The sequence below is a fragment of the Campylobacter sp. CNRCH_2014_2849 genome (assembly GCF_025772845.1).
Classification (GTDB): Bacteria; Campylobacterota; Campylobacteria; order Campylobacterales; family Campylobacteraceae; genus Campylobacter_D; species Campylobacter_D lari_D.
The window spans coordinates 53,253-78,823 of sequence record NZ_JAKMSW010000007.1 but is presented as its reverse complement, the minus strand read 5'-3'; the positions used below and the strand labels follow the sequence as shown (position 1 = coordinate 78,823).

The 25,571-nt window shown below is 29.4% G+C and carries 27 protein-coding genes and 1 other RNA gene; 17 read left to right on the top strand and 11 right to left on the bottom strand.

Annotated features, from left to right (window positions below; genetic code table 11):
• Positions 1–58 precede the first annotated feature (58 nt).
• Genes L8X33_RS06160 through L8X33_RS06145 form a run of 4 tightly spaced genes read right to left on the bottom strand, consistent with a single transcriptional unit; the run spans position 59 to position 5,428 of the window.
• Positions 59–2,080 carry an ATP-dependent helicase gene (locus L8X33_RS06160; RefSeq protein ID WP_263670245.1) on the bottom strand — a complete coding sequence of 674 codons (2,022 nt, stop codon included), beginning with the start codon at positions 2,078–2,080 and terminating at the stop codon, positions 59–61.
• A gap of 7 nt (positions 2,081–2,087) precedes the next feature.
• On the bottom strand, positions 2,088–3,329 hold the full coding sequence (locus L8X33_RS06155) for an ArsS family sensor histidine kinase (RefSeq protein WP_263670243.1): 1,242 nt from the start codon (positions 3,327–3,329) through the stop codon (positions 2,088–2,090).
• Positions 3,326–4,000, bottom strand: coding sequence for a response regulator transcription factor (locus L8X33_RS06150; RefSeq protein WP_039626094.1), 675 nt, complete (start codon positions 3,998–4,000; stop codon positions 3,326–3,328). Before L8X33_RS06150 ends, L8X33_RS06155 begins: the two co-directional genes overlap by 4 nt.
• Positions 4,001–4,012: 12 nt before the next feature.
• The gene (locus L8X33_RS06145; RefSeq protein WP_133318880.1) at positions 4,013–5,428 is read right to left on the bottom strand and encodes a DegQ family serine endoprotease; all 1,416 of its coding nucleotides are present in this window, start codon (positions 5,426–5,428) and stop codon (positions 4,013–4,015) included.
• A gap of 152 nt (positions 5,429–5,580) precedes the next feature.
• On the opposite strand from L8X33_RS06145, the gene L8X33_RS06140 reads away from it, so the two are divergent.
• The 17 genes from L8X33_RS06140 (at position 5,581) to L8X33_RS06060 (ending at position 20,550) form a co-directional block, all read left to right on the top strand.
• A complete protein-coding gene (locus tag L8X33_RS06140; protein WP_263659850.1) occupies positions 5,581–6,453 on the top strand; it encodes a J domain-containing protein in 873 nt (290 codons plus the stop codon).
• A gap of 12 nt (positions 6,454–6,465) precedes the next feature.
• Positions 6,466–6,840, top strand: coding sequence for a heat shock protein transcriptional repressor HspR (locus L8X33_RS06135; protein ID WP_039668403.1), 375 nt, complete (start codon positions 6,466–6,468; stop codon positions 6,838–6,840).
• Positions 6,841–6,865: 25 nt separating this feature from the next.
• Positions 6,866–8,491, top strand: coding sequence for a cation:proton antiporter (locus L8X33_RS06130; protein ID WP_133318882.1), 1,626 nt, complete (start codon positions 6,866–6,868; stop codon positions 8,489–8,491).
• Positions 8,488–8,820, top strand: coding sequence for a hypothetical protein (locus L8X33_RS06125; protein ID WP_258107332.1), 333 nt, complete (start codon positions 8,488–8,490; stop codon positions 8,818–8,820). The genes L8X33_RS06130 and L8X33_RS06125 overlap by 4 nt, the downstream gene beginning before the upstream one ends.
• The gene (locus L8X33_RS06120; RefSeq protein ID WP_263659848.1) at positions 8,817–9,443 is read left to right on the top strand and encodes an HAD family hydrolase; all 627 of its coding nucleotides are present in this window, start codon (positions 8,817–8,819) and stop codon (positions 9,441–9,443) included. Before L8X33_RS06125 ends, L8X33_RS06120 begins: the two co-directional genes overlap by 4 nt.
• Before the next feature lie 2 nt (positions 9,444–9,445).
• The gene (locus L8X33_RS06115) at positions 9,446–9,709 is read left to right on the top strand and encodes a DUF2018 family protein (protein ID WP_258107334.1); all 264 of its coding nucleotides are present in this window, start codon (positions 9,446–9,448) and stop codon (positions 9,707–9,709) included.
• A gap of 29 nt (positions 9,710–9,738) precedes the next feature.
• Complete coding sequence (locus L8X33_RS06110; RefSeq protein ID WP_263670258.1) at positions 9,739–10,146, top strand: exporting protein; 408 nt, start codon at positions 9,739–9,741, stop codon at positions 10,144–10,146.
• A 47-nt stretch (positions 10,147–10,193) separates the two neighbouring features.
• Positions 10,194–11,087 (top strand): polyprenyl synthetase family protein, encoded by an 894-nt coding sequence (locus L8X33_RS06105; protein WP_258107335.1) that lies wholly within the window; start codon positions 10,194–10,196, stop codon positions 11,085–11,087.
• Complete coding sequence (hemA, locus tag L8X33_RS06100) at positions 11,087–12,394, top strand: glutamyl-tRNA reductase (protein WP_263670241.1); 1,308 nt, start codon at positions 11,087–11,089, stop codon at positions 12,392–12,394. Before L8X33_RS06105 ends, hemA begins: the two co-directional genes overlap by 1 nt.
• On the top strand, positions 12,381–14,081 hold the full coding sequence (locus L8X33_RS06095; RefSeq protein ID WP_263670256.1) for a proline--tRNA ligase: 1,701 nt from the start codon (positions 12,381–12,383) through the stop codon (positions 14,079–14,081). The genes hemA and L8X33_RS06095 overlap by 14 nt, the downstream gene beginning before the upstream one ends.
• Entirely contained in the window at positions 14,078–14,473 is a 396-nt protein-coding gene (locus tag L8X33_RS06090; RefSeq protein ID WP_263670240.1) for an FxsA family protein, read from the top strand. Before L8X33_RS06095 ends, L8X33_RS06090 begins: the two co-directional genes overlap by 4 nt.
• A complete protein-coding gene (gene hemC, locus L8X33_RS06085) occupies positions 14,464–15,390 on the top strand; it encodes a hydroxymethylbilane synthase (RefSeq protein ID WP_263670239.1) in 927 nt (308 codons plus the stop codon). Before L8X33_RS06090 ends, hemC begins: the two co-directional genes overlap by 10 nt.
• A complete protein-coding gene (locus L8X33_RS06080; RefSeq protein WP_263670238.1) occupies positions 15,391–17,184 on the top strand; it encodes a menaquinone biosynthesis decarboxylase in 1,794 nt (597 codons plus the stop codon).
• 119 nt (positions 17,185–17,303) lie between these two features.
• The gene (locus L8X33_RS06075; protein WP_133318891.1) at positions 17,304–17,645 is read left to right on the top strand and encodes a FlaG family protein; all 342 of its coding nucleotides are present in this window, start codon (positions 17,304–17,306) and stop codon (positions 17,643–17,645) included.
• Between the two features lie 2 nt (positions 17,646–17,647).
• Entirely contained in the window at positions 17,648–19,948 is a 2,301-nt protein-coding gene (gene fliD, locus L8X33_RS06070) for a flagellar filament capping protein FliD (RefSeq protein WP_263670237.1), read from the top strand.
• Positions 19,949–19,966: 18 nt separating this feature from the next.
• Entirely contained in the window at positions 19,967–20,338 is a 372-nt protein-coding gene (fliS, locus tag L8X33_RS06065; protein WP_133318893.1) for a flagellar export chaperone FliS, read from the top strand.
• A complete protein-coding gene (locus L8X33_RS06060) occupies positions 20,335–20,550 on the top strand; it encodes a hypothetical protein (protein ID WP_133318894.1) in 216 nt (71 codons plus the stop codon). The genes fliS and L8X33_RS06060 overlap by 4 nt, the downstream gene beginning before the upstream one ends.
• Here the strand turns inward: L8X33_RS06060 and rnpB are convergent.
• From rnpB to rplI, 7 genes are all read right to left on the bottom strand, one after another.
• Positions 20,545–20,866: RNase P RNA component class A (gene rnpB / locus L8X33_RS06055), an RNA gene on the bottom strand. The two genes, L8X33_RS06060 and rnpB, sit on opposite strands and share 6 nt — an antisense overlap.
• A 26-nt stretch (positions 20,867–20,892) precedes the next feature.
• Positions 20,893–21,432 (bottom strand): hypothetical protein, encoded by a 540-nt coding sequence (locus L8X33_RS06050; RefSeq protein ID WP_263670236.1) that lies wholly within the window; start codon positions 21,430–21,432, stop codon positions 20,893–20,895.
• Positions 21,395–22,405, bottom strand: coding sequence for a hypothetical protein (locus tag L8X33_RS06045; protein WP_263670235.1), 1,011 nt, complete (start codon positions 22,403–22,405; stop codon positions 21,395–21,397). Before L8X33_RS06045 ends, L8X33_RS06050 begins: the two co-directional genes overlap by 38 nt.
• On the bottom strand, positions 22,395–23,267 hold the full coding sequence (gene era / locus L8X33_RS06040; RefSeq protein ID WP_263670233.1) for a GTPase Era: 873 nt from the start codon (positions 23,265–23,267) through the stop codon (positions 22,395–22,397). Before era ends, L8X33_RS06045 begins: the two co-directional genes overlap by 11 nt.
• A complete protein-coding gene (gene hslU, locus L8X33_RS06035) occupies positions 23,264–24,583 on the bottom strand; it encodes an ATP-dependent protease ATPase subunit HslU (protein ID WP_133318898.1) in 1,320 nt (439 codons plus the stop codon). Before hslU ends, era begins: the two co-directional genes overlap by 4 nt.
• On the bottom strand, positions 24,580–25,122 hold the full coding sequence (gene hslV, locus L8X33_RS06030; RefSeq protein WP_120759032.1) for an ATP-dependent protease subunit HslV: 543 nt from the start codon (positions 25,120–25,122) through the stop codon (positions 24,580–24,582). Before hslV ends, hslU begins: the two co-directional genes overlap by 4 nt.
• Positions 25,122–25,565, bottom strand: a complete 444-nt coding sequence (rplI, locus tag L8X33_RS06025) for a 50S ribosomal protein L9 (protein ID WP_039618280.1) — start codon at positions 25,563–25,565, stop codon at positions 25,122–25,124. Before rplI ends, hslV begins: the two co-directional genes overlap by 1 nt.
• Positions 25,566–25,571: the final 6 nt, after the last annotated feature.

Sequence of the window (25,571 nt, the reverse complement as noted above, 5' to 3'; positions counted from 1 at the left end):
TTTCTCCTTGAATGATTTTTATTAATCATAATATAAAAAGATTAATAAAGTCTTATTTTTATTCTTCTTTACACATACCTGCTTCGATTAGAAAACACGAAGGTTGATAATTGCTTTTTTTAATCTTGTCATATTTTGCATAGCTTAAGTATAAAGTATCCTTAGCTCTAGTTACAGCTACATAAAAAAGTCTTCTTTCTTCTTCCAAACTTCCACCCATGCTCATGAGCTTTTGATTAGGAAATCTTCCTTGTGCAAGATCAATTACAAATACAAGTTCAAACTCAAGCCCCTTACTTGCATGTATACTTAAAAGATTAACCCCACTACCACTACTCATTTCACTAGCACCAAGAGTAAGAAAATTATAATATTTATAATTATCACTATAATTTTTAGCAAGTTCTTTTAATACAAACATTTTCGCGTTGATTTTTTCTAAAATTTCATTTTTTTTATTTAAATCAACATTAGAGTTTTTATTAGTTGCTCTTTTAGTTGCTAAAATATCACAAATTTCTTTAAAATAATCATTTTCTAAGATCAAATTTACAAGTTGAGTTGAAACCTTACACTCGCTTGCTTTTTTAATAAAAAGATAAATTTTTTCAAGATTTTTTGCACAAAGCTCGTTGATTTTGGGTAAGCTTAAAATAGGGTGGGTGTTAAATTCGCTTTCTAAGTTAAATCTTGAAGGCGAGGCTAGCTCCTCAATATCATCAAAAAGTCCTAGTTGATAACTTTGTTTTTTGTATTTTTTTAAATTCACACTACTATCAGGATTTAAAAAGCCTTTAATTAAACTAGAATGTCCTAATTTTAATAAAGCATCAAAAATATCTTTTGCCAAAACCCCACCAACTCCTTTGGTGTATTCAAGTAAATGTATAAAAGCCATGATATCTTTTGGATTAAGCACGATTGCAAGCATAGAGCAAAAGTTTTTAACTTCCAAGCTTTCAAAAAAACTTCCTCCACCTTTTCTTTTGCTTGCTATGCCAAGTTCTCTTAAGGCTACTTCTACTCCATCTGCACTAGAATTGTTTCTAAAAATCACAGCAATTTCATCAAGATTAACCCCGCTTTGTAAGATTATTTTTGCTATGGTAGAGTATTGATCAAATAATTCATTAAAAGTTAGCAAACTTGGCGCTTTAAAATCTCCTTCTCTAGTTACAATTAATTCTTTAGGATATAATCTTTCATTATTTAAAATAACCTTATTAGCTAACGCAAGTATATTTTTACTAGAACGATAGTTTTTATTTAAAGTAAAAATATTTGCATCGACAAATCTATCTTTAAAACTTCCTATAATAGAAATATCAGCCCCATTAAAAGCATAAATACTTTGATCATAATCACCCACACAAAACAAACTTTTACTTTTAAAAGCATCAATTAACGAGCCTTGCAAGGTGTTAGTATCTTGGTATTCATCTACTAAAATCTCATCAAATTCAAAATGATGTGAAGCTAAAACATGTTTTAATTTGATCAATAAATCATTAAAATCCACATAGTTAAAACGCATTTTTTCTTCTTCGTATTCTTTTAAAATATCTTCATAAATTTCAGCATAAACAGCTTGTTCATCATAATTTTGACAAAACCAATTATAAAATTCATCTAAGTTTGCATTAGTATTTTGAAATAAAGAATACACATCATACAAATAGCTTGGCATATAAGGTTTAGTATCGCTTAAATGATGAAAAGTGCGTTTTTCAAAAATAGAACGCAAAAGAATTTTAAGCTCACTCGCAGGTTTTAAAATAATATCGTGATTTAACTCTTTAAGTAGAGAATAAGCAGTACTATGAAAAGTTCCTGCTGTGATTTTTGAAGTAATGCTTTTATCAAAATACCTACTAAGTCTTTCTATCATCTCTTTACTAGCTTTGTTTGTAAAGGTTAGAAGCATAATTTTTTCAGGCTTTATACCATTTTGAAGTAAAAAGGCTATTCTTGCAACTATAGTTGAAGTTTTACCCGTGCCTGCGCTTGCTATAATTAGATTATGTCCAAAAGGAGCACTAGCGGCTTTATATTGTTCTTCATTTAAACGCGATAAGGGCATGAATTTCCTAGTTTAAAATTATATTTTGTATATCATTAAAATAAAAATGATTAATACCATCTTTATATTCATAATAAAGCGTGAGTTTATGAGAATCTAAAATAGTCTTAACAATGTATAATCCAAGTCCAAAACTATCTTTATTTTTCTTGCCTTGCGTAAAGGCTTGAGTATAGTATTTCAAGTCTTTATCTAAGGCTTTTCCTTTGTTTTTAAAGCAAAGATAATCTTTAGTTATTTCTATAGTAACGCAATTTTCATCAGAGTATTTTGTCGCATTATCTATCATATTTTTCATTGCAGTGGTAAAAAGTTTAAAATCTACATTGACACTAAAACTTTCTTTTATACTAATTTTTACCTTTTCATCATCACTCATAGCTATATCTTTAGCTTCATCTAAAAGATCTAAGATATTGTATTTTTTTAAATTAATCAAACCAGCACCCGAAGTAATTTGCTCAATGGCTGCAAATTCATTAATCAAAATCTCTAAACGATTAAAAGCACCCACTAATCTTTCTTTATATTTGCTATCTTCAAGCATTTCTAAAGTAATTAAACCTTTAGTAATGGGGGTTTTTAGCTCATGCATAATATTTCTTAAGAAAAACTGCCTTGAAGTGTTTAGTTTTTGAATTCTTAAAATAGACTCATAAAAGGCTGTTGCTACTTGAGAAATTTCATCATTTCCCTTGCTAACATTTTGAATTTCATTGAGTTTATTTTCGCCAAATTTATCAATTTGTCTTTTTAAAGCTCTAAGTGGTTTTAATTTTTTAATGATAAAAATATATAAAATCAATAAAACCATTACTACTATACTAGCAATAAGCTTGATCACAAAATAACGATAACCTTGATATTCTAAATCTTTATATAAATAAAGCTTACCATCAAAGATGATTTTTAAATACACATTATCTTCTAAAGTAATGATTTCAACTACACCTGTGCTAGTTTGAGCCCGTGCTATAGTTTCAGCTTTATAGATGATTTGTCTTATGGCTGATGGAGTTGTTAATTCTATCATTTTGTAATTTTTTGTTTGCTCATAAAATTCTCTTTCACTAATCACATGATTAAAATATAATAATCTTGCATTAGCTATAAAAGAATATTTTGCATTAAGCTCATTAGTGTAATTTTGTTGATCATATTTTATAAGCCATAAAAAAGCTAAAATTACACTAACGCTTGCAAGTAAAAAAACAAAGGTTATAGTATAAAAAATTGATGATTTATTCATTGAGTTAATTTATACCCTATGCCTCTGATTGAATGAATGTATTTTGGAGTTTTAGGATCATCTCCGATTTTTTGTCTGATTCTACTAATGATTACATCTATACTTTTATTACTAGAATCTTCACTAATAGAGCTACAATTATACACAAGCTCTTCGCGGCTTACCACTCCACCTTCTTTTTTAATTAAATAACTCAAAATATCAAATTCAGCATTAGTAAAGCTAATTTCTTGATCTTTCATAGTGATAGTATGTTTATATTTATCATATACAAGATCTTTTTTAACTTGAGCTTGAGCAGTTTTTGTGTTTGAAATTCTTCTTAAATGACTTTTAATTCTTGCTTGAAGTTCTTGAGGATTATATGGTTTTGGTAAATAATCATCTGCACCCAAATCAAGTGCTGCAACCTTATCGCTAATATCATGCCTTGCACTTGAAATGATAATAGGTGTATCATATTTTTTACGAATTTCCTCGCATACTTCAAGTCCATCAAGTCCAGGTAAGCTTAAATCCAAAATGATTAAATCATAAGGATTTAAAGCAAGTCTTGAAAGACCTATATAAGGCTCATGAGCAATATCTACTTTCATATCAAATTGCTCTAAATATTCAGCTATAATCTCTGCTAATTCTAAATCATCTTCTATCATTAAAATATTTGTCATTTTTTTCCTTTCTTAAAAAAGTAAAGCTCTTACAAATCCGCCTCTATTAATCCAAATTTTAACATACTCTTTACCTTTATTTAATTCTAAAGCCTTAGATAATTCTTTAAAATTTGAAATTTCATACTGATCAACACCTATAATAATATCACCTTGCTCAAAACCTATTTTTTCAGCTTTTGATTTTGGAGTAACTTCGGTAATTAAAATACCACTAATACTTTCAGGTATGCGGTATTGCTGTCTATTCTTAGAGTCAAGTTCCACTAATTTTAGACCATCAATATAACCTTTTTCATATTGTAGCGACTTTTCATCTGTTTTTAACATAAATTTAGCTGTTTTGACTTTATTATCTCTTTCATAAGTTACTTCTACTGCTTGTTTTGGATCAATACTTCCTATGTAGTTTTTTAAATCCATAGGGCTTTTAATCACAGTTTTATCTACTTTTATAATCAAATCTCCTCTTTTTAACCCTGCATTATAAGCTGCTGAATCTTTTTGTACTTCAGTGATTAAAGCACCTTCTTGATTAGTATAGGCTTTTTTAATATCTTGAGTTAAAGCTCCTATGACTACGCCTAAATATCCTCTTTCAATTTTTCCATGCTCAATAAGTTTTTGTGCAATAGATTTTGCCATATTAGAAGGGATTGCAAAACCTATGCCATTATTTCCACCACTTCTTGAAAGTATGGCTGAATTTATCCCAACCAAAGCTCCTCTACTATCTACCAAAGCTCCGCCTGAATTTCCAGGATTAATAGAAGCGTCAGTTTGGATGAAATTTTCATATTGATTTAGACCTATATTGTTTTTATTTAAGGCCGAAATAATCCCACTTGTAACACTACTTCCAACACCAAAAGGATTACCCAAAGCAAACACTACATCACCTTCTAGTAATTTATCTGAATCAGCAAAAACTACTGCGGGTAAGTTTTTTGCTTCTATTTTTATCACTGCTAAATCTGTTTTAGGATCAGCACCGATTAATTTAGCTTTATATTCAGTGCTAGAATCAGGTAAATTTACAGTGATTTTTTCAGCGTCTTCTATAACATGATTATTTGTTATAATATAACCATCGCTTGAAATAATTACACCAGAACCCAATGAACTTACAACTTCTTTATTTTTTTTATTTTTTGGAGCTTGTGGGAAATCAAAACCAAAAAATTGTCTAAAATAAGGGTCATTGAAAAAATCATCAATTCCAAATGAACTACTTTGAACAGTTTTAGAAGTTGAGATATTTACAACTGAATTTTTAACTTTTTGTATGGAATCATGATAAGAAAGTATAGTATTTTGATTATCAGTTGGTAAAGTTCTTTTTACATTATCATCTGCTTGTTTAAAATCAATACTAGCACTAAAAAGACTAGTTGCCAATGCCAAAGAAAGAATCATAGTTTTTTTCATGTTTTATCCTTTGTAAAATCATTTAATGCAAGTATAAAATTTTATTTTTACACAATTGTAAATAAAACCTTTAGTTTTAAAACTTATAAAAGTTGATTGACTAAGACTAAAGTTTTTGATATAATCTTATAAAAAATTAAGGAATAATAAAAATGAGTAATAGTTTATATGAAACACTAGGAGTTTCGCAAAACGCTAGCGCAGATGAGATAAAAAAAGCTTATAGAAAATTAGCAAGACAATATCATCCTGATATTAACAAAGAAAATGGTGCTGAGGAAAAATTTAAAGAAATTAACGCCGCTTATGAAATTTTAAGTGATGAGAAAAAAAGAGCTCAGTATGATAGATATGGCGATTCTATGTTTGGCGGGCAAAGTTTTCATGATTTTTCAAGAAATGCAGGTGGAGCTGACATCAATGATATTTTAAAAAATATTTTTGGCGGAGGCTTTGGAGGATTTAGTGGCGGTTTTAGTTCTAGTAATAATTTTAGAAGTGGCTTTGGGGGATTTGGAGGATTTGAAGAAGATTTAGATTTGCAAGCAAGTGTTAAAATTCCTTTTGAAAAAGGAATTTTAGGTGGTGAGCATTTGGTAAATATAAATAACGAGCAAGTTAAAATCAAAATTCCACATGGCATAAAAGATGGCGAAAAGCTACGCATACGAGGTAAAGGAAAAAGCTTTCAAGGGCAAAGAGGGGATTTGATTTTAAAAGTTGAACTTGAAAAAAGCGATGAATATGAAAGAGAAGATGATGATTTGTACAAAAAGGTTGAAATTAGCTTAAAAACAGCGCTTTTTGGAGATAAAATCAGTGTGCATACCCCAAGAAAAGAAGTTAAAATTACCATACCGCCAAATTCTAAAAACAATCAAAAAATTAGACTTAAAGGCTATGGAGTGCAAAATAGAAAAACAGATCTTTATGGGGATATGTATTTAATTTTGAATGTAAAAATACCTGATATTAATAGCCTTGATCCTGAATTTGTAAAAATTTTAGAAGAAAAATTACCTTGAAAGGAGTAAGTAATGGAGCATAGTTATGATGAACCGGTGTATCTTATAAGTGTTGTTGCAAAAGTTTTAAGTATACACCCACAAACTCTAAGACAATACGAAAAAGAAGGTTTAGTTGAGCCAAGTAGAACCGATGGTAAAATGAGACTTTATTCTCAAAAAGATATAGATAGAATCAAAATGATTTTACGCTTAACAAGAGATCTTGGGGTTAATTTAGCTGGTGTTGATGTGATTTTAAAACTAAAAACAAAAATTGATGAGTTTGAAAACACTATTGAAGAGTTAAGATTAGAACTTGATAGAAGAGATAATCCTTCAAAATCAAGAGCAGTAGTTAAACATAGAAGTAATTTTGATTTAATTTTTTTAGAAAAAATAAAATAATAAAAACATTACAAAAGGTTGGTGAGTGGATGCTTTTATAACTTTATTTTTAACTGCAGTAGCAGTTGCTGTCATACTTAATGTTATACTTAAAAAATTTGGTATTCCAACTATTATAGGTTATATAGCTACAGGTTTATTTGTGCGTGAATTTTATGGTTTTAGCACTAATGAATTTGTTATACATGTAGCTGAATTTGGCATAGTTTTTTTAATGTTTACTATAGGGCTTGAATTTTCATTTAAACATCTTTTGGCAATGAAAAAAGAAGTATTTTTAAATGGAAGTTTGCAAATGCTAACTTGTGGTTTGGTTTGTACTTTACTTGTAACTTATATTTTAGGTATAGCAAGCCATATCGCAATGATAGCAGGTTTTGCTCTAGCCTTATCTTCCACTGCTATAGTTTTAAAAATACTTAATGATAATGGCGATATCAACGAAGAATATGGCCGAAAAGCTTTAGGAATTTTACTTTTTCAAGATATTGCTGTGATACCACTGCTATTAATGATTGATATATTTAGTTCTCAAAATGCTGATATTTCAAAACTTTTACTTACAACTTTAGTCAGTGCTGTGATTTTACTTGTTTTGCTTTATTTTATAGGCAAATACCTTTTTACTTATGTTTTAAAATTCATCATTAAAACTAACGCAAATGAAATTTTCATCGCCACCATACTTTTTACTGTAATAGGAGCAAGTTTTTTGGCTCATTCTTTTGGCTTTTCATACTCACTTGGAGCATTCATAGCTGGAGCTTTGATAGCTGAAACTAAATATAAACATAAAATAGAAGCAGATTTGGTTCCTTTTAGAGATTTGCTTTTAGGATTTTTCTTTATCAGTGTTGGTTTGCAAATTGATTTTCATATAGTTTTTGAAAATTGGTTTTTGATTTTTGTTTTTGTAAGCTTGGTTTTATTGATAAAATTTGTAGTAATCTACGGTCTTTTAATCCTTTATACAAGAAAAAGAGTAGCGTTAAAAACTGCTTTGAGTATTTCTCAAATTGGAGAATTTGCGCTAGCAGTATTTTCATTAATGCAAGTAAATTCACTTATAGATGAAAAAACAGCACAAATTTTTATTATAGTTTCTATCGTCACTATGGTTGCAACGCCTTTTATTTTAAATAATCTTAGAAAAATAGCCAACGCAGCCGAAGGTGAGCAAAATGATATGGCTAAATTTTATTTATGTGATCAAAAAATGAAAGATCATTTTATCATTTTTGGTTATACAAGATTAGGTCAAGAAGTGGTGCAAAAGATCAAAAAAACAGGTATTCCATATTTGGTTTTAGAAAGTGATTTAAATTTAGTTGAACTTGGCCGCAGTAGAAATGAAAATATCTTTTTTGCAAATGTAGCCCAAGTAGAAACATTAAAAGTAGCAAATATAGAAGAATGCTCAGTTGCTATTATAACTATAAGTAATGAAGCTAAGCTTGACATGCTCTATCAAGTGCTTTCTAGCTTTAACAAACCCATACAAACGGTTTTAAAAACAAGTGGTACAGGTGCTAAGATCATTTTCCCACATACTGATAAACATTTACACATTGTAGATGCTGAAGCTTCAATAGCAAGAAATTTAGTACAAGAAGCATTACAATGTAGAATCAATACAAGTGCAGCAGAATGAAAAATGATGAAAAAGCTTTAAGGGTAAAATATGTAAGAGCTTTAGAAAAATTTACTAATTCTGCTGTGAGTGCTTTAAAAAGAGAAGATTTTGATTTAACTCTTTTTAGAGAAAGAATGCAAAAAAATGCTAAAATCTTTGAGAAAATTCAAGCGGTGTTTTTAGATTCTACTTATACTAAGGCTTTGGAGATTTTTGTAAATGAGTGTTTAGATGAAAGTTTAGACCAAAAAACCTTAGCTTCAAAAGCCAATGCCTTATATAAGCTAAAAAATAATCAAAGTTATAAAAAAGACAAACATAAAATTAAATTTAAGGATGAATATTGATAAATGTAATTTTTGATATGGATGGCACGCTTATAGATAGTGCTAATGCTATAGTATGTGCGGTAAATGAAATAAGAGCGGATTTAAATTTAGAACCTTTAAAAAGAGAGTTTATTTTAGATACTATCAATACTCCTGGACAAAATTATGCTAAGATTTTTTACGGGGTTGATACTTACTCACATACTAGCTTTAAAGAAGGTTATGAGAAGTATTTTATTAAGCATTATGATCAAAGCGTGGTGCTTTTTGATGGTGTGCTTGAGGTTTTGGAATTTTGTAAAAAAAATGATTGCTATTTAGCTATAGCTACAAATGCACCTCAAGAAAGCTTGGTGCCTATTTTAAAAAAACAAAACATTCTTTCATATTTTGATAAAATACTAGGTGTTAGTTATGGTATAGAAGCTAAGCCTGATCCTATGATGCTAAGATTAATCGCAGATGAAGCAAAATATGAAAAAAGTATTTTCATAGGCGATAGCTTAAAAGACAGACTTTGTGCTAAAAATGCTAAGATGGATTATATACATATTTCTTGGCAAAAAGAAATTAAAGACTTAGATGAAGCTAACGATAAAACTACTTTAATAGAAAAAATTCAAACTTATATAAAAGGTTAAAAATGGATATTTTTGATGAAATGTTTGCAAAAAGCCCTAAAGAAAAATTTATTGAAACAATAAAATATGCAAATTTAGGTGCATTAGAAAATGTTTTAGAAAAATTATTAGCCGATCATATCGCTATGATAGAGCTTTTAGAAAAAAATAATTTAAATGAAAATGATGTAGCACAATTTCAAATGGAAAATTCACTCTTAATAGATGAGAGAAAAAATGATTTTTATATAGGCTTAAGTGCTGAAATTTTAGGGCATGAGGGTTGATTTTGCGTTTATTTTTATCTTTATTTTTGATGTTTAATTTTTTAAAAGCTGAAGTATTTTTTGATTATACTCACAAATTTACCTTAAGTAAAGATGAAAAAGCAAGTGTAAAAATAAAAGAAATTGATTATCCTGATGAGACTTATTATTTTGACTTTTCATGGACTTTATTTGATCAAACTAATATCATCGTTCATTCAAGGTATAAAAAATACCCTAGGCAATTTGTGATGTCTTTAAGAAGAAATTTAAATTGGGTAGATCAAACTTTAGTGCCTGATTATAAAAATCCACACATAGATAGAGCAAGATTAATACTTGAATTTAGTGATTTTAAAAAAGGTGAGGCTATTTTCACTATCTACATAGAAGATAGAGATAAAAGATTAGAAGTGGAATTTTTAGATCCTAGAAAAGTCACTCTTAATCAAAACTAAAGTAAAATTTAATAAAATATAATTATAAGAAAATTAAGGAAAGCATGGTGCAAAAGATAGATCAATATATGCATGAATTTTTATCTGAATTAAATTACAAGCCTATTTTAACAATGAGTTCAAAACTTCAAGGCGGTAAAAAATTACGCTCAAAATTACTTTTAAAAATAGCTAGCGAAAACGATATTAGTTATAAAATTTGTGCCATTATAGAATTAATCCATGCTGCAAGCTTATTGCATGATGATGTGATTGATGAAGCAAAATTAAGAAGAGGTGTAAAATCTATCAATGAACAATTTGGAGCCAAAAATGCTATCATGCTTGGAGATATTTTATACTCAAAAGCCTTCTATGAACTTTCTTTAATAGATTTAAAATTAGCAAAAATCATCTCCAATGCTGTTGTAAAGCTTTCCATTGGTGAATTAATGGATGTAAATTTAAGCGAAACTTTCAATACCGATAAAAACGCTTATTTACAAATGATATATAACAAAACAGCTGTTTTAATCGAAGCTAGTGCAAGATGTGGGGCTATACTTGCTAATTTAAATGAAGATGATTTTGCAGAATATGGTAAAAACTTGGGCTTGGCTTTTCAAATTGTAGATGATATTTTAGATATCAAAGGCGATGAACAAACCTTAGGCAAACCCGCCATGAATGATTTTAAAGAAGGTAAAACCACCCTTGCTTATATGTATTTATATGAAAAATTAAATCCACAAGATCAAGAAATACTTAAGTCTTATTACAAGAAAGATTTAAATATAGATGAACTTACTTGGATTAAAAATAAAATGCAAGAGCATGAAATTTTTAATCAAATTGGTCAAGAATTAAACACCTATGCAAATAATGCCTTAAAAGCCATAGAAAAATACAATATAAAAGATTTAGAAGATATTATTAAAAGTATGATAGAAAGGGAATTTTAATGCATTATTATTGTATCAGTTTTACGCACAAAAATACAGATATTGCTACTAGAGAAAAACTTTCCTTTTCCAATGAAGATAAAAAAAGAGAACTATTAAGATTAATCCATACTAATAATAAAATTCTAGAAAGTTTAGTGCTTAGCACTTGCAATAGGGTTGAAATTTTTCTTTTTATCGGAGAAATTGAAAGTATCAATGAACATATTTTAAAAACACTTAGTTTACTTTGTGGGGTTGATAAAGAAAATTTAAGCACAAAAGCTGATTTTTATGAAGATAGTGGGGCTATCCATCATTTATTTTCTGTGGCAAGCTCACTTGATAGTTTAGTTATTGGAGAAACACAAATTGCTGGACAATTAAAAGATGCTTATAAATTTGCTCTACAAGAACAAAGATGTGGTGTGCATTTAACTAGAGCAGTCCATTATGCTTTTAAATGTGCAGCAAATATTAGAAATCAAACTGAAATTTCCAAAAATCCTATTTCAGTTGCTTCAGTAGCGGTAGCAAAAGCTAAAGAGCTTATAAATTTAGAAAATAAAACTGCAGTTGTAGTAGGTGCAGGGGAAATGAGCGAGTTAGCCTGTAAACATTTATTAAATGCTAAAGCTAAAGTATTGATATTAAATAGAGATATACAAAATGCCCAAAAGCTTTGTGAGGATTTGGGTGAAAATGCAAGTTGTGAAAGTATCGCAAATTTAAAAGAAGCATTAAATAAATATGAGATATTTTTTAGCGCCACAAATGCTCCACATGCTATCATAACTAATGACATATTAGAAGAAAAAGATTATAAAAGATATTTTTTTGATATAGCAGTGCCTAGGGATATTGATGTAAAAGCAAATGAAAAAAATATAGTTTATGCTGTTGATGATTTAGAAGAAGTTGTAAGAAAAAATTTAACACTAAGAGAACATCAAGCCCAGATTGCTTATTCTATAGTAGGCACTATGACAAATGAGTTTTTCCAACATCTAAGCAAACTAGCAACCTTACCTTTGGTTAAGCAATTACGCTTGCAAGCTGATGAAATCGCTAAAGAACAATTACAAAAGGCCATAGATAAAGGATATTTAAAACACTCAAATCATGAAGAAGCAAGAAAGCTTATAAGACAGGTGATGAATGCATTTTTACATCATCCTAGTGTAAATTTAAAAAAACTAAGTGGAACTATGCAAAATGACTCTGTTGTAAATGCCATGCGTTATGTGTTTGATTTAAAAAATGAAAGCATGGAAGGTTTAAACTTCTATAAATGTGAATTTAATTTGGAGAATAATCATGAAATTTAGTAAATTTTATGCCATAAGCACAAAAGAAAATCCAAAAGATGCTACCCTGCCAAGTCATATATTTTTAGTTAAGGGTGCTTTTGTAGAACAAATTGGAAGTGGTTTGTATAATTTTTTACCTTTAGGAAAAAGAGTTTTAGATAAGATTAAAAATATCATCAAAGAAGAAATGGATAAAGTGGGAGCTTTAGAAGTAAATTTAAGTTTTAATACCCCAGCTGAACTTTGGAAAGAAAGTGGGAGATTTAATGTTTTTGGTAAAGAGCTTTTACGCTTTAAAGATAGAAAAGAAAATGATTTTGTCTTAGGACCAACCCATGAAGAAGCCATAGTAGCTTTGGTTAGAAATAAAGTAAATTCTTACAAGCAACTTCCTTTGCATTTATATCAAATAGGGCTTAAATTTAGAGATGAAGCTAGACCTAGATTTGGGCTTTTAAGATGTAGAGAATTTTTAATGAAAGATGGCTATAGTTTTCATAGCAATGAAGCTGATTTAGATAAAGAATTTAATCTTATGCATGAAACTTATAGTAAAATTCTTACAAGATTAGGGCTTGATTTTAGAGCTGTTGAAGCTGATAGCGGGGCTATTGGCGGAAGTGGTTCAAAAGAATTTATGGTTTTGGCTAAAAATGGCGAAGATGATATATTATTATGTGAGCATTGTGATTATGCTGCAAATATCGAAGCAGCAAAAAGAGCTAAAAAAAGTTGCGAAGATGAAAGACCAGAAGCTGACTTTGCTACACAATTTCACACTCCAAATGTAAAAACTATAGAAGAATTAGCAGAATTTTTTAAAATTAATCCTTACTATACTGTTAAAGCTATTGCTAAAAAAGCTATTTATGAAAATGAAGAAAAAATTGTAGTATTTTTTATACGCGGCGATGATGAACTGCAAGAAGTTAAAGCACTAAATGCAGCAAATGCATTAGAATTGGCCGATGTAAGTGAAGAAGAATTAGAAAAAGCAGGTTTAGTGCCAGGATTTATTGGCTTTGTAGGATTAAATGGAGTTGATTTTTATATTGATCATGAGCTTGAAAATGAAACAAATATGATTATTGGAGCAAATAAAAAAGATTATCATTTGGTTGGAATCAATGTTGTAAATTTAAATAAAGAACGCTTTAAAGATCTTGCCGCAGTTAAAGAGCATGATCTTTGTCCAAAATGTCAGCACAAGCTTAAGCAAAGCAAAGGTATTGAAGTAGGACATATTTTTAAACTTGGAAATAAATACTCAAAAGCAATGAATGCAAGCTATTTAGATGAAAATGGTAAAGCTCAATTTTTCACTATGGGTTGTTATGGTATGGGGGTGAGCCGTTTAGTAGCTGTTGCCATAGAAGCAAGCCATGATGAAAAAGGTTGTATTTGGAATAAAACTCTAGCTCCTTTTGTTTTAGATATTATCGTTTCTAATATAAAAGATACAAAAGCTATGGAATTTGCCGAGCAAATTTATACTCATTTTAAAGATAAAGAAATTTTGTTTGATGATAGAAATGAGCGTTTTGGTGTAAAGATTAATGATTTTGAATTAATGGGCTTTCCTTATGCTTTAGTTATAGGTAAGGGTTTAGAAAGCGATGAAGTAGAGTTAATCCATAGAAATACTCTAGAAAAACAAGTTTTAAAAACCCAAGAAGTAATTTCACACTTAGAGAAAATTTTATGATAGCAAAAACAAATTTAAGCGCTTTTTTGATTTTAGAATTGATTGCTAGTATTTTATTTATAGTCTTTTTTGGTTTTTTAAATTTTTTTATGATAGTTTTTGCAAGTATGTTTTTAGGAGCAATGTTTTTAGCAAAGACTTGGACAAATCTCATAACTATGCAAAATGCCAATACTAATTTATTTAGTATGATTAAATTATTTTCCTTAACTATAGTTGGAATTTTACTTTTAATACCAGGAATTTTAAGTACATTTTTGGGAATTTTACTCTTATTTTTTATGATGATATTAAAATTATTTACAAAACAAAAAAGAAAATATCATCAAACAAACAACGAAGAAGAAATCATAGATGTAGAAATCATACAGGAGCATAAAAAATGCAATTAATCATCGCAACAAGAAAAAGCCAACTTGCATTATGGCAAAGTGAGTATATAAAAAATAAATTATTACAAACACATTCTGATTTAGAAATTTCTTTAGAGGGTTTTAAAACTAAAGGTGATGTTTTACTTGATTCTCCTTTAGCTAAAATAGGTGGAAAAGGACTTTTTACAAAAGAACTTGAAGAAAGTATGTTAAGAGGTGATTCACACTTAGCTGTGCATAGCTTAAAAGATGTGCCAAGCTTCTTTCCTGATGGCTTAGTTTTAGCTGCTATTTCAAAAAGAGAAGTGGTAAATGATGCTTTTTTAAGTGAATATTATGAAAACTTAAATGCTCTTCCAAAAGGTGCAAAAGTAGGCACTACAAGTCTTAGAAGAAGAATGCAGCTTTTAGCGTTAAGACCTGATTTAAATATCATTTCTCTAAGAGGTAATATCAACTCACGCTTAGAAAAACTTAAAGCTAAGGAATTTGATGCTATTATTTTAGCTCTAGCTGGCATTAAACGCTTGGGTTTAGATAAAGAAATAAAGTACATTAGGGCTTTTGAACTTGATGAGATGATACCTGCAGCTTCTCAAGGAGCTTTAGGCATAGAAAGCATTGATGATAAACAAATTTTAAAATACCTTGAATGCTTAAACGATAAAAATGCCTTTGTAGAAACTTATATCGAAAGAGATTTTATAAAAACCCTAGAAGGTGGTTGTCAAGTACCTATAGGAATTAATGCAAAAATCATTGGTGAAAAAATAGAAATTCGCGCCATAGTGGGCTTACCCGATGCAAGTAAAATTTTAAAAGAAAAAAGAGTGATTGATAAGCAAAATTACTCAAATGCAGGCGAGCTTTTAGCCAAAGAAATGATAGCAAAAGGTGCAAAAGAAATTTTAAAAGAAGCAGAGAGTATGATATAAATGCAAAAATTCGTAGAGCTTTTAGAAAAAAATAATTTATTAAAAACCATCCATGAGCCAGTAGATGTAGAACATGAAATGGCACATTTAGCTTATATAGAAGTTAAAAAAGAAGACTCTAAAGCCTTGCTTTTTACTAATGCAGTAAAAAATGGCAAAAAATACGATTATCCTGTATTATTAAATACTTTTTGCAGCAAAAAAGCTTTAAATTTAGCATTTGGAAAAGATTATGAAGATGTAGCTAAAGAAATTAGCTCTTTACTTAAAATGCACATACCGCAAAGCTTTGGTGCGAAATTAAATTTTTTCAAAACCTTGCTTGATTTAAAAAATATCCCACCAAAACGCATCAAAAAAGATGGAGAATTTAACTACAAAAGCTTAAATTCTTTATATGAAATACCTATTTTAAAAACTTGGGAAAAAGACGCTGCACCTTTTATCACTATGGGGCAAGTTTATACTCAAAGCATAGATGAAAAACAAAATAATCTTGGAATGTATCGCTTGCAAGTAGTTGATGAAAAAACCTTGCTTATGCATTGGCAAATTCACAAAGACGCGAGCCACTTTTTCCATGAGTATAAAAAAGCAAATCAAAAAATGCCAGTAAGTATAGCCATAGGTGGAGATCCTTTATATATTTGGTGTGCTCAAGCGCCTTTACCAAAAGGTATTTTTGAACTTTTACTTTATGGTTTTATCAAGAAAAAACCTGCTATTTTGGCAAAATGCAAAAGCAATCACCTCTATGTGCCTTATGATAGTGATTTTGTGATTGAAGGTTTTGTAGATCCAAATGAATTTGCACCCGAGGGGCCTTTTGGAGATCATACAGGCTTTTATACTCCTGTTGAACTTTGTCCTGTCTTAAAAGTAGAAAAAATCTTTGCTAAAAAAAATGCGATTTATCAAGCTACGGTTGTAGGAAAACCGCCTTTAGAAGATAAATACATGGGGCTTGGCACAGAAAGAGTTTTTCTACCTTTACTTCAAACTAACACACCTGATTTGATAGATTATAACATGCCTGAAAATGGAGTTTTTCATAATTTGATCTTAGCCAAAATAGAAGCAAAATATCCAGCTCATGCAAAACAAGTAATGCATACTTTTTGGGGAGTAGGGCAAATGAGTTTTGTAAAACATGCTATTTTTGTCGATGAAAATGCACCTTGCTTGCAAGATTATGACAAGCTCATACCTTATATACTTAATCGCTTTGATGAAGAAAAATTACTTATTAGTGAAGGAATTTGCGATCAACTCGATCATGCTTCAAGCACTTATTGTTACGGTGGTAAAGCAGGACTTGATGCGTGTGGCGATGAGAAAAAAGTTGAACTTGAAATTCTAAGTGATGAAACTTTGTTTTCACTTTTTAAAGAAAAAGATCAAAATATTTTAAAATTAAAACAATTTTACACCCAAACCTTTGCTCCAATTTGTGTGATCTTAATTGATAAAAAAGAAAAAATTGCTCAAATTTTTGAAAAACTACAAATTCATAAAAAACATTTTAGAATTTTAGTTTTTTTAGATTCAGATGCTATTTTGGAAAATCCTTATATGTTAATTTGGCGTGTGGTAAATAATATCGATGCAAAAAGAGATATATTTATCAAAAAAGATTGTGTTGCAATTGATGCGACAAATAAAGGATCATTAGAAGATTATCATAAAGAATGGCCTTTAATGACAAATTGCTCTAAAGAAGTTATAGACAGACTTATTGCAAAAAAATTACTTGTAAATGATGAAAAATTCTTCAAAAAGTTTGAAATTTTTTAATTTTAAACTTTTTGAGAACACTTTTTGCTTATTAAATATATATATTTTTAATTTAAATATTAAGTTTTTTAAAATTGTGTCGATAGTGTGTTTTAGAGTCTTTTAAAAAGGAGTTTAAAATGGACATTAGCAATATTCAAAGGGATACAAATATAACTCATTTTAACACAAAAAGTGTTGAAAAGCCATCTCAAGAGAATAAGCAACAAGTTGATTTAAATGATCAAGATGAGAATTTAAATGAAAAATTAAAAAACGCAACAGAAAAACTTAATAGACAAATGGAAACATTGGAAACAAATGTGCGTTTTGCGTATAATGATAAAATAAACGAAATGTATGTAAATGTCACCGAAAAAGACACAGGTAGGTTAATACGCAAAATTCCTAGTGAAGAAGTTATGAAATTAATAGAACATTTTAAAGGTGTTATTGGCACCATTTTTGATAAGGAGAGTTAATCATGGCAGTAGGTAGTTTAGGAAGTTTAGGTATAGGTTCGGGAGTTTTAACAAGCGATACACTTAATAAGCTTAAAGAAGCAGAAATGAATGCTCACTTAAAGCTTTATAACACACAACTTGAAACTAACACTTCAAGACAAAAAGACTTAGCAGAGCTTGAAGCTAAACTACTTGCTTTTCAAACTGCTGTAAATAGTCTTGGCGATACTTCTCAATTTAACAAAAAGAAAGTTTCTCCTAGTGTAAGTGGCGATAGCGCTGCTGCTAGCTTGGTTGTAGGCTCTTTATCTAATCTTTCAAATATGAAAGTCATAGTCGATCAACTTGCTCAAAAAGATGTTTATCAAAGCAATGGTTTTAAAGACAAAACCTCTACTGTCATGGGCAGTTTGGGTATACAAGGTGATGAAAATGGCAAAGCTTCTTTTACTATCACCCAAGATGGAAAAGACTATAAAATAGAAATTGATAAAAGTACAACCGTAGCTCAACTTGCTGAAAAAATCAATTCCGCCACAGGTGGTAAAATAGAAGCTAAGCTAGTAAATACCGGAGATAGAGACAATCCTTATCGTTTAGTAGTGCAAAGCACTGAAACAGGAACTAAAAACAATATCTCTTTTTCAGGCGATGATAAACTTTTAGAAGCTATGGGCTGGAAACTTGATAAAGATAGCATTAGCGCAGGTGGTTTGTATGGTTTTAGACCTCAAGGTACTGGAGAAGAAAAAGATAAAATAACCGGACAAGTTGTTGGAAACACTTCTGATAAATTGCTTGAATCAGGTCAAAACACTTCTTTTACTTTTGTTATAAAAAATGGTGAAAGATATGATAGATTTACTATTGATATAAATGATCAAACAACCTATGAAAGTTTAGCAGAGGATTTAAAAAAACAAACTAATGGAAAAGTAGAATTAAGCTTTAGCGAAGATAAAAAGTCTTTTACTTTTAGAGCTACTAATGGTGGTGAATTAAGTCTTTTTGATGGTGGTTATGCAACTGATGCTGAAGGAAATATTGACCAAGCTAATTATGCTAGAGATAACAAAGCTACTTCATTATTAAGTAGTAAATTTGGCATTACCTTAGATACAAGCACACCACAAGGCTACAATGTTTCCAAAGACAATGAAAACCATATCCAAAAAGGTATGGATGCTATCTTTAGTGTAGATGGTGTTAAGATGATTAGATCAACTAATACCATCACAGATATAGGGCCTGATATTACCCTAGAGCTTAAACAAAAGGGTGAAATTAGTTTCAATGTTACTCAAGATACTGAAGCCATAGCACAATCTTTAGAAAGTTTAGCTACTGCTTATAATGATTTAATGATCAATCTTAATGCAGCGACAAAATACGATCCTGATGCAGGGACAAAAGGAAATTTCGTAGGTGTAAGCTCGATTTATAATATAAAATCACAAATTAACAATATTTTGCTTCAAACTATCACAGTAGATGGAACAATCACAGTTGGAGATAGTGATACTTCAGATGGTGTTAAAGTCTCTTCAAAAGTAAGTTTATCTTTAGCTGATTATGGTTTGACTTTAAATGATGGGGTTTTAACCTTTGACTCTGGAAAATTTAATGCTAAATTTAACGAAGATCCTGAAATGGCTGAGAAATTTTTCGTAGGACACAATGGCTTTGAAGACATTGATCTAACAGGAGATAGAGTAAGTAAGTTTGGTGAAAATGATATAGAATTCAAAGAAGGTAATTTTACCATTACTTATAATGATGAAACTATAGATTTAAGTAAAACCGCCAATGGAGATCCTTTTAAACTAACTGGTGCGGATGATATAGAAAAAGCTAAAAATTTAGTTGATCATATAAATAGTTTTGGTTTAGAAGGTTTAGAAGCTAGTTTTGAAATCATTAATCAAGGTAACGAGAATCAGCAAATTCAATTTAGAATCAAAGGAACATCAGGAAGTAACCTAGAAATTCAAGGTGATAAAGAATTTTTGAAAAAATTTGGCTTAAGTCCAAAAACTATATATTCAGTTTATAAAGAAGAAACTGGAACCTTTGGGGTATTAAAAAACACTATGGGTGAGATGATGAGCTCTGATGGTTCTTTTGGGGGCTATAAAGACTCTTTAACTAAAGAATCAAAAAATCTAAACGAAACTATAGAAAATACTAAAAAATCCATAGAAAGCAGATATGACACAATGTGGTCAAGATGGGCAGCATATGATGGTATAATTGCAAAATTAAATAACCAAGCAAGTGTTATTACAAATATGATTAATGCAGCAAATAATCAAAATTCTTAAGAAATAGAGAGGATTTAAATGCTAAATAGTGCAGTATATAATGCGTATTCACAAAATCAAACTGGTGTAGAATCCCAAGAAAAACTTATAGAGATGTTATATAGCGGGATTTTACGCTTTGCAAGTAGGATAAAAATAGCTATTCAAAATGGAAATATAGAAGAAAGAGTGTATTATGTAAAAAGAGCTAGTGCTATTTTTATAGAATTGTTAAATTGCCTTGATTATGAAAAAGGCGGAGAAATAGCACACTACTTAAGTGGCCTATACACTAGAGAATTACAACTTCTTTCTTTGGCAAATATAGAAAATAGTGAAGCAAGAGTAGATGAAGTTATCAATGTAGTCAAAGGCTTGTTAGAGGCTTGGAGAGAAGTTCATCAAAAATGAGTGAAAAAAAATGGATAGATGAGTTTAAACTAGCTGTATATACTGAAGATGTGGAAAAAATAGTTAAACTCATAGAAAAACCTGACTTTAAAGATTGTCCCAATGAGGCTTTAGCTCTTACTAATGAGGCAATAGCTTTTATGAAAAAAAAGCAAGATGAAGTAGCAAAAAATTTACAAAAACTTAAAAAAGCATCTGCTTATATGAAATAAAACATGGCGATAAGCCGAGTTCTGTCAAGAGCGATCATTTATCTAGACTTGTTTTTGCAAACAAGTTCAAGCGAAGGGTTATATTATAAGACTAAAACCACCCCTTCTTGCTGCGGATTGGGTTTACATAGCTAGCTTTGTTACCAAAGCTACTGGTAGGCTCTTACTCTACCGTTTCACCTTTTCCATATAATATGGTAGTTTTCTTTCTGTTGCACTTTCCCTTAGGTTACCCTAGCCATCCATTAGATGGAATCCTTGTCTTATTGCAGCTCGGACTTTCCTCTTCAAAAGAAGCGATCGCTTGCCATGTTTAGATAAATTTTATCAAAAAAATCATTTTTATACTAGAGTAAAAATAAGATTTAATGTAATTTTTAATTCATTTTCATATTTTACAAGCTCTAATTTTTTGACTTTTATATAAGGATCTAGTTCTTGTAAAAATTGCATTAAGAAATAAAAATCACCATTAAAACTCAATCTTAAATCATAATAAGTAAAATACTGATCTTGACTTTCATGACTTTGGATTTGTAAAAACCTTACTTTAGTGAGATTTTTTTCTATATTTTTTAAAACACTTTGATAATCTTTGCTTTCTTCTAAGGATATTTCATTATCAAAAGATTGCAATTTTTCATCTTTAAAATCAGAAATCAATTCTTGTTTTTGCTTATATTTTGCTTGTAAAATAAATAACTCATCTTTTGATAATTTCATTTGTTTTTCGAAATACTCAAAAATACTCATATAGATTATAAAAAAACCAAATACAAAAGCCATTATCAAAGTCAATATAAATTCGCGTTTAGATAATCTCGTAAAGATATTTTCTAAATTTTCATAAAGATTTTTCAAAAACAAGAGTAATTTTTTCATCGTTAATCTCTTTACTTTTTAACACAAAATGATATTTTTTAAAATCATCATAAAAATCATAATCTTTATTAAGCTTTATGATAAAATCATTATTTTTTATATATAAAGCTTCTATATAACTTTGATGAGAATTTAAGACTTTTAAAAAATTATAAAAATCCTTATAGCAGAGCGTATTTGCATAAAATTTTTGTAACAAATCAACTTTTTGTTCATTTTTTTCTTGTAATTTTTCAACTTCTTGATTTTGTTTTTGATTTATTTTTGCTTGCTCTAAGATATCATCTTGATTTTTGATTAAATTTTCATATTTTATTTTTTCTTTTTCATAAAATGATTTTTGCGTATATAAATACAAAGGATAAACTAAGGCTAGTAAAATCCCGCATGTAAAAGCTAATAAAATTTTAAAACTAAAAGATTTTAAATGATTTATTTTTGCTTTATTGGCAAAATTAATTTTAACTTGATCACATTTTTTTAATAATTTTTGATAGAAAATATTACTATTAAATTTATCAAAACTGCTAAGATTTTGAGTATCGTCTATACTTATAATGTTTTTATATGTATTTTTTAATTTTTCATCATATATTTTACTATAAGTATTTAATGGCATAACTTTGCAATTTTGAAATTCACATCCCAAATACTCCACTAAAACTATGTATTTTTTCTTAAATAATAATGCAAGATTTTCACTATTTGTATCATTCTTAAAATACACTTCAAAGAGTAGGGGTTCTGGGATTACATAATCAATATCTAAAATATCTTCATATTTACACAAAAATACATGAGTAAAAGATTTATCTTGAAAATACTTTAGCTCATATGAAAAATCATCTTTAAGACCAAGTTCCTCAAAGCTCTTTTTTAAGATTTCATCTTCACTAATAGGATTTGTAAGTTTTACATATAAAAGTTTTTCATAAGTAAGAAAATCTTTTTTGATGATTTTCTTACTCATCATAAAGGATTTTTTTGAGATTTTGCTCGTTTTTATGCCAATTTTTTTCTAATTGAACGAACAATTTTAGCATTACCTTTTTTTGAGCTAATTTTTCTATTTTCATCCTAGCTTCTTTACCTATACGCTTAATTGCAGCTCCATCTTTACCTAGTATCATTCCTTTATGAGAATTACTATCTGTAATGATGATAGCGTTAATATAATAAATTTGCTCAAGCTCTTTGATTTTTTCTATTTTTACTTCAGTGCTATAAGGAATTTCATCACTTAAATTTTCATATATGGCTTCTAAAATAAAATCTCTATAGATATCCTTTTCATTTGTGGTAGTAATAAACTCAGGATCAAAATAATACGGATGTTCAGGCAAATACTTAATCATCTCATCTAAGAGAATTTTTTTATAAAATTTTTGCTTAGCAGAATAGGGGATAATAGCGCTAAAATGCGAGTTAAACTGAGAATACTCGCTTAATTTTTTAAGTAAGACTTCTTTTTTTACCAAATCAACCTTATTGATTAATACAATATGCGGCACTTTAGGATTTAAACTTAAAAAATTTTCATAATCTTTAATATCATCATAAATACTAGCTACAAATAAAATCACATCACAATCTGCAATGCTTTTAATCGCCAAATCAATCATAAGCTGATTCATAGCTTTAGAGCTTGCATGTAAGCCTGGTGTATCTATAAAAATAAGCTGATGATTCTCATGCATTATAATTGCATTAATCTTTCTTCTTGTAGCATTTTGCTTATGAGAAACCATAGCCACTTTTTCTTCTAATAAAGAATTAAGGATAGAACTTTTTCCTGCATTAGTTCTACCTACTATGCTTATAAAGCCACTTTTCACAAGATATACCTAGCTAAATCTTTATTTTCTATGATATCTCCAAGTTTAACTTGCACTTTAAAATCATCTATTTTATAAACTTTTCCAGCATATTCATCTGCTTCAAAACTAATATCTTCCAAAAGTTTTTCCACCACCGTGTGTAAGCGTCTTGCGCCAATATCTTGCATTTCTTCGTTAGCCTTGCTTGCTATTTTTGCTATTTCTCTAATAGCCTCATCTTCAAAAACAAGCTCTACATTTTCAGTTTTTAAAAGCTCAATGTATTGTGTTAGTAATGAATTTTTAGGTCTTGTTAAAATAGCATATAAAGCATCCTCATCTAGCGAATCAAGCTCAACCCTTAAAGGAAAACGCCCTTGAAGTTCAGGGATTAAATCACTTGGCTTGCTTAAATGAAAAGCACCTGCTGCGATAAATAAAATATGATCAGTTTTTAAAGGTCCAAATTTAGTTTGTATAGTACTACCTTCAACTATAGGAAGCAAATCCCTTTGCACCCCTTCTTTACTTGGATCTTGGCGGTTTGAATTTGAGCTTGAAACTGCTACTTTATCTATCTCATCAATAAAAATAATCCCTTCATTTTCAGCTCTTCTTAAAGCCTCGCCTTTAATACTTTCCATATCAAGAATTTTTTCACTTGCTTCTTGAGCTAAAGCTATTCTTGCATCTTTTACTTTCATTTCTTTTTTAACTTTTTTATTACCCACGCCAATAACTTTTACTATATCTTGCATAGCACCCATTTCAGGTGGTAAATTTGGATTAGTATCAAACACGCTTTGTGAAATTTCAACTTCTATTGTGCTATCATCTAAATCACCAGCTTTTAATTTCACGCGCATTTTTTCTAAAGAATTTTGATACTCTTCTTGTTTTTCTTCACTAACACCCTTTGGTAAAGGTGGTAAAAGTTTTTCTAAAATTTTATTTTCTATAAATTCATTAATTTTATCTTTATTTTTTTCTTTTTCTTCGTTTTTTACTAAATTTAAAGCAGCATTAGCTAAATCTCTAACCATGCTTTCTACATCACGCCCAACAAAACCAACTTCAGTATATTTACTTGCTTCAACTTTTACAAAAGGAAGTCCCATCATCTTAGCAAGGCGTCTTGCAATCTCTGTTTTACCAACCCCAGTTGATCCTATCATTAAAATATTTTTTGGCATGATATCATCTTGAAGTTCAGGGCTAAGCTGCATTCTTCTATAACGATTTCTTAAAGCAATTGCTATGATTTTTTTAGCATTTTTTTGCCCAATTACATAATCATCTAAAAATTTTACAATCTCTTTTGGAGTTAAATTCATTTATCATCCTCAATTACATAAGTTTTAATATTTGTATTAGTATAAATGCAAATTTCACCAGCTATTTGCAAGCTTTCTTTGACTAATTCTTCTTCATCTAAACTTGAGTGTTTAGCTAAAGCTCTTGCAGCAGAAAGTGCATAATTACCCCCACTACCAATAGCGGCTATAGCACCATCTTCAGGCTCAACTACATCTCCAGTTCCTGAAAGTAAAAATATATGATCTCTATCTAATACCAACATCATTGCTTCAAGTTTTCTTAGGTATTTATCCTTACGCCATTCTTTTGAAAAATCTATTGCAGCTTTTAATAAATCACCCTTAGAACTAGAAAGTAGTTTTTCAAACATGTCAAAAAGATTAAAAGCATCAGCGGTGCTTCCTGCAAAACCTGCTAATACTTTTCCATTGTTTAATTTTCTAATTTTAACTGCATTGTTTTTTAAAACAGTGTTTCCAAAACTTACTTGCCCATCTCCACCAATTACAGATTTATTTTTACCTTTATAAGCTAAAATTGTAGTTGCGTGAAACATTATTCTCCTTTAACTTCTAGCTTAAATACAGCGTGAATTGCATGGCCTAATTTTGCTGAAATTTCATGCACACCAAGCTCTTTTATGGTATCACATTCTAAGCTTTTTTTATCAAGCTCTATACCTTTTTGATCTTTTAATGCATGTGCGATTTCATCTTTAGTAACCCCACCAAACAAGCTTCCATTAGCTCCCACAGGCTTAGCTATACAAATAGTGATTTTAGATAATTCCTCTTTTAATTTTTCCAAATTTGCAAGTTCAAATCTTAAATTTTCAGCCTTTTTCTTTTGCTCTGCTTCATATTGTTTTAAAACTTCATGCGTAGCAGCTTTGGCAAAACCTTTGGCAATTAAAAAATTTTGTCCATATCCATCTTTTACTTCTTTAACTTCTCCTGCTTTTCCTAAGCTTTTTACATCTTTAATTAATAATACTTTCATTGTTTT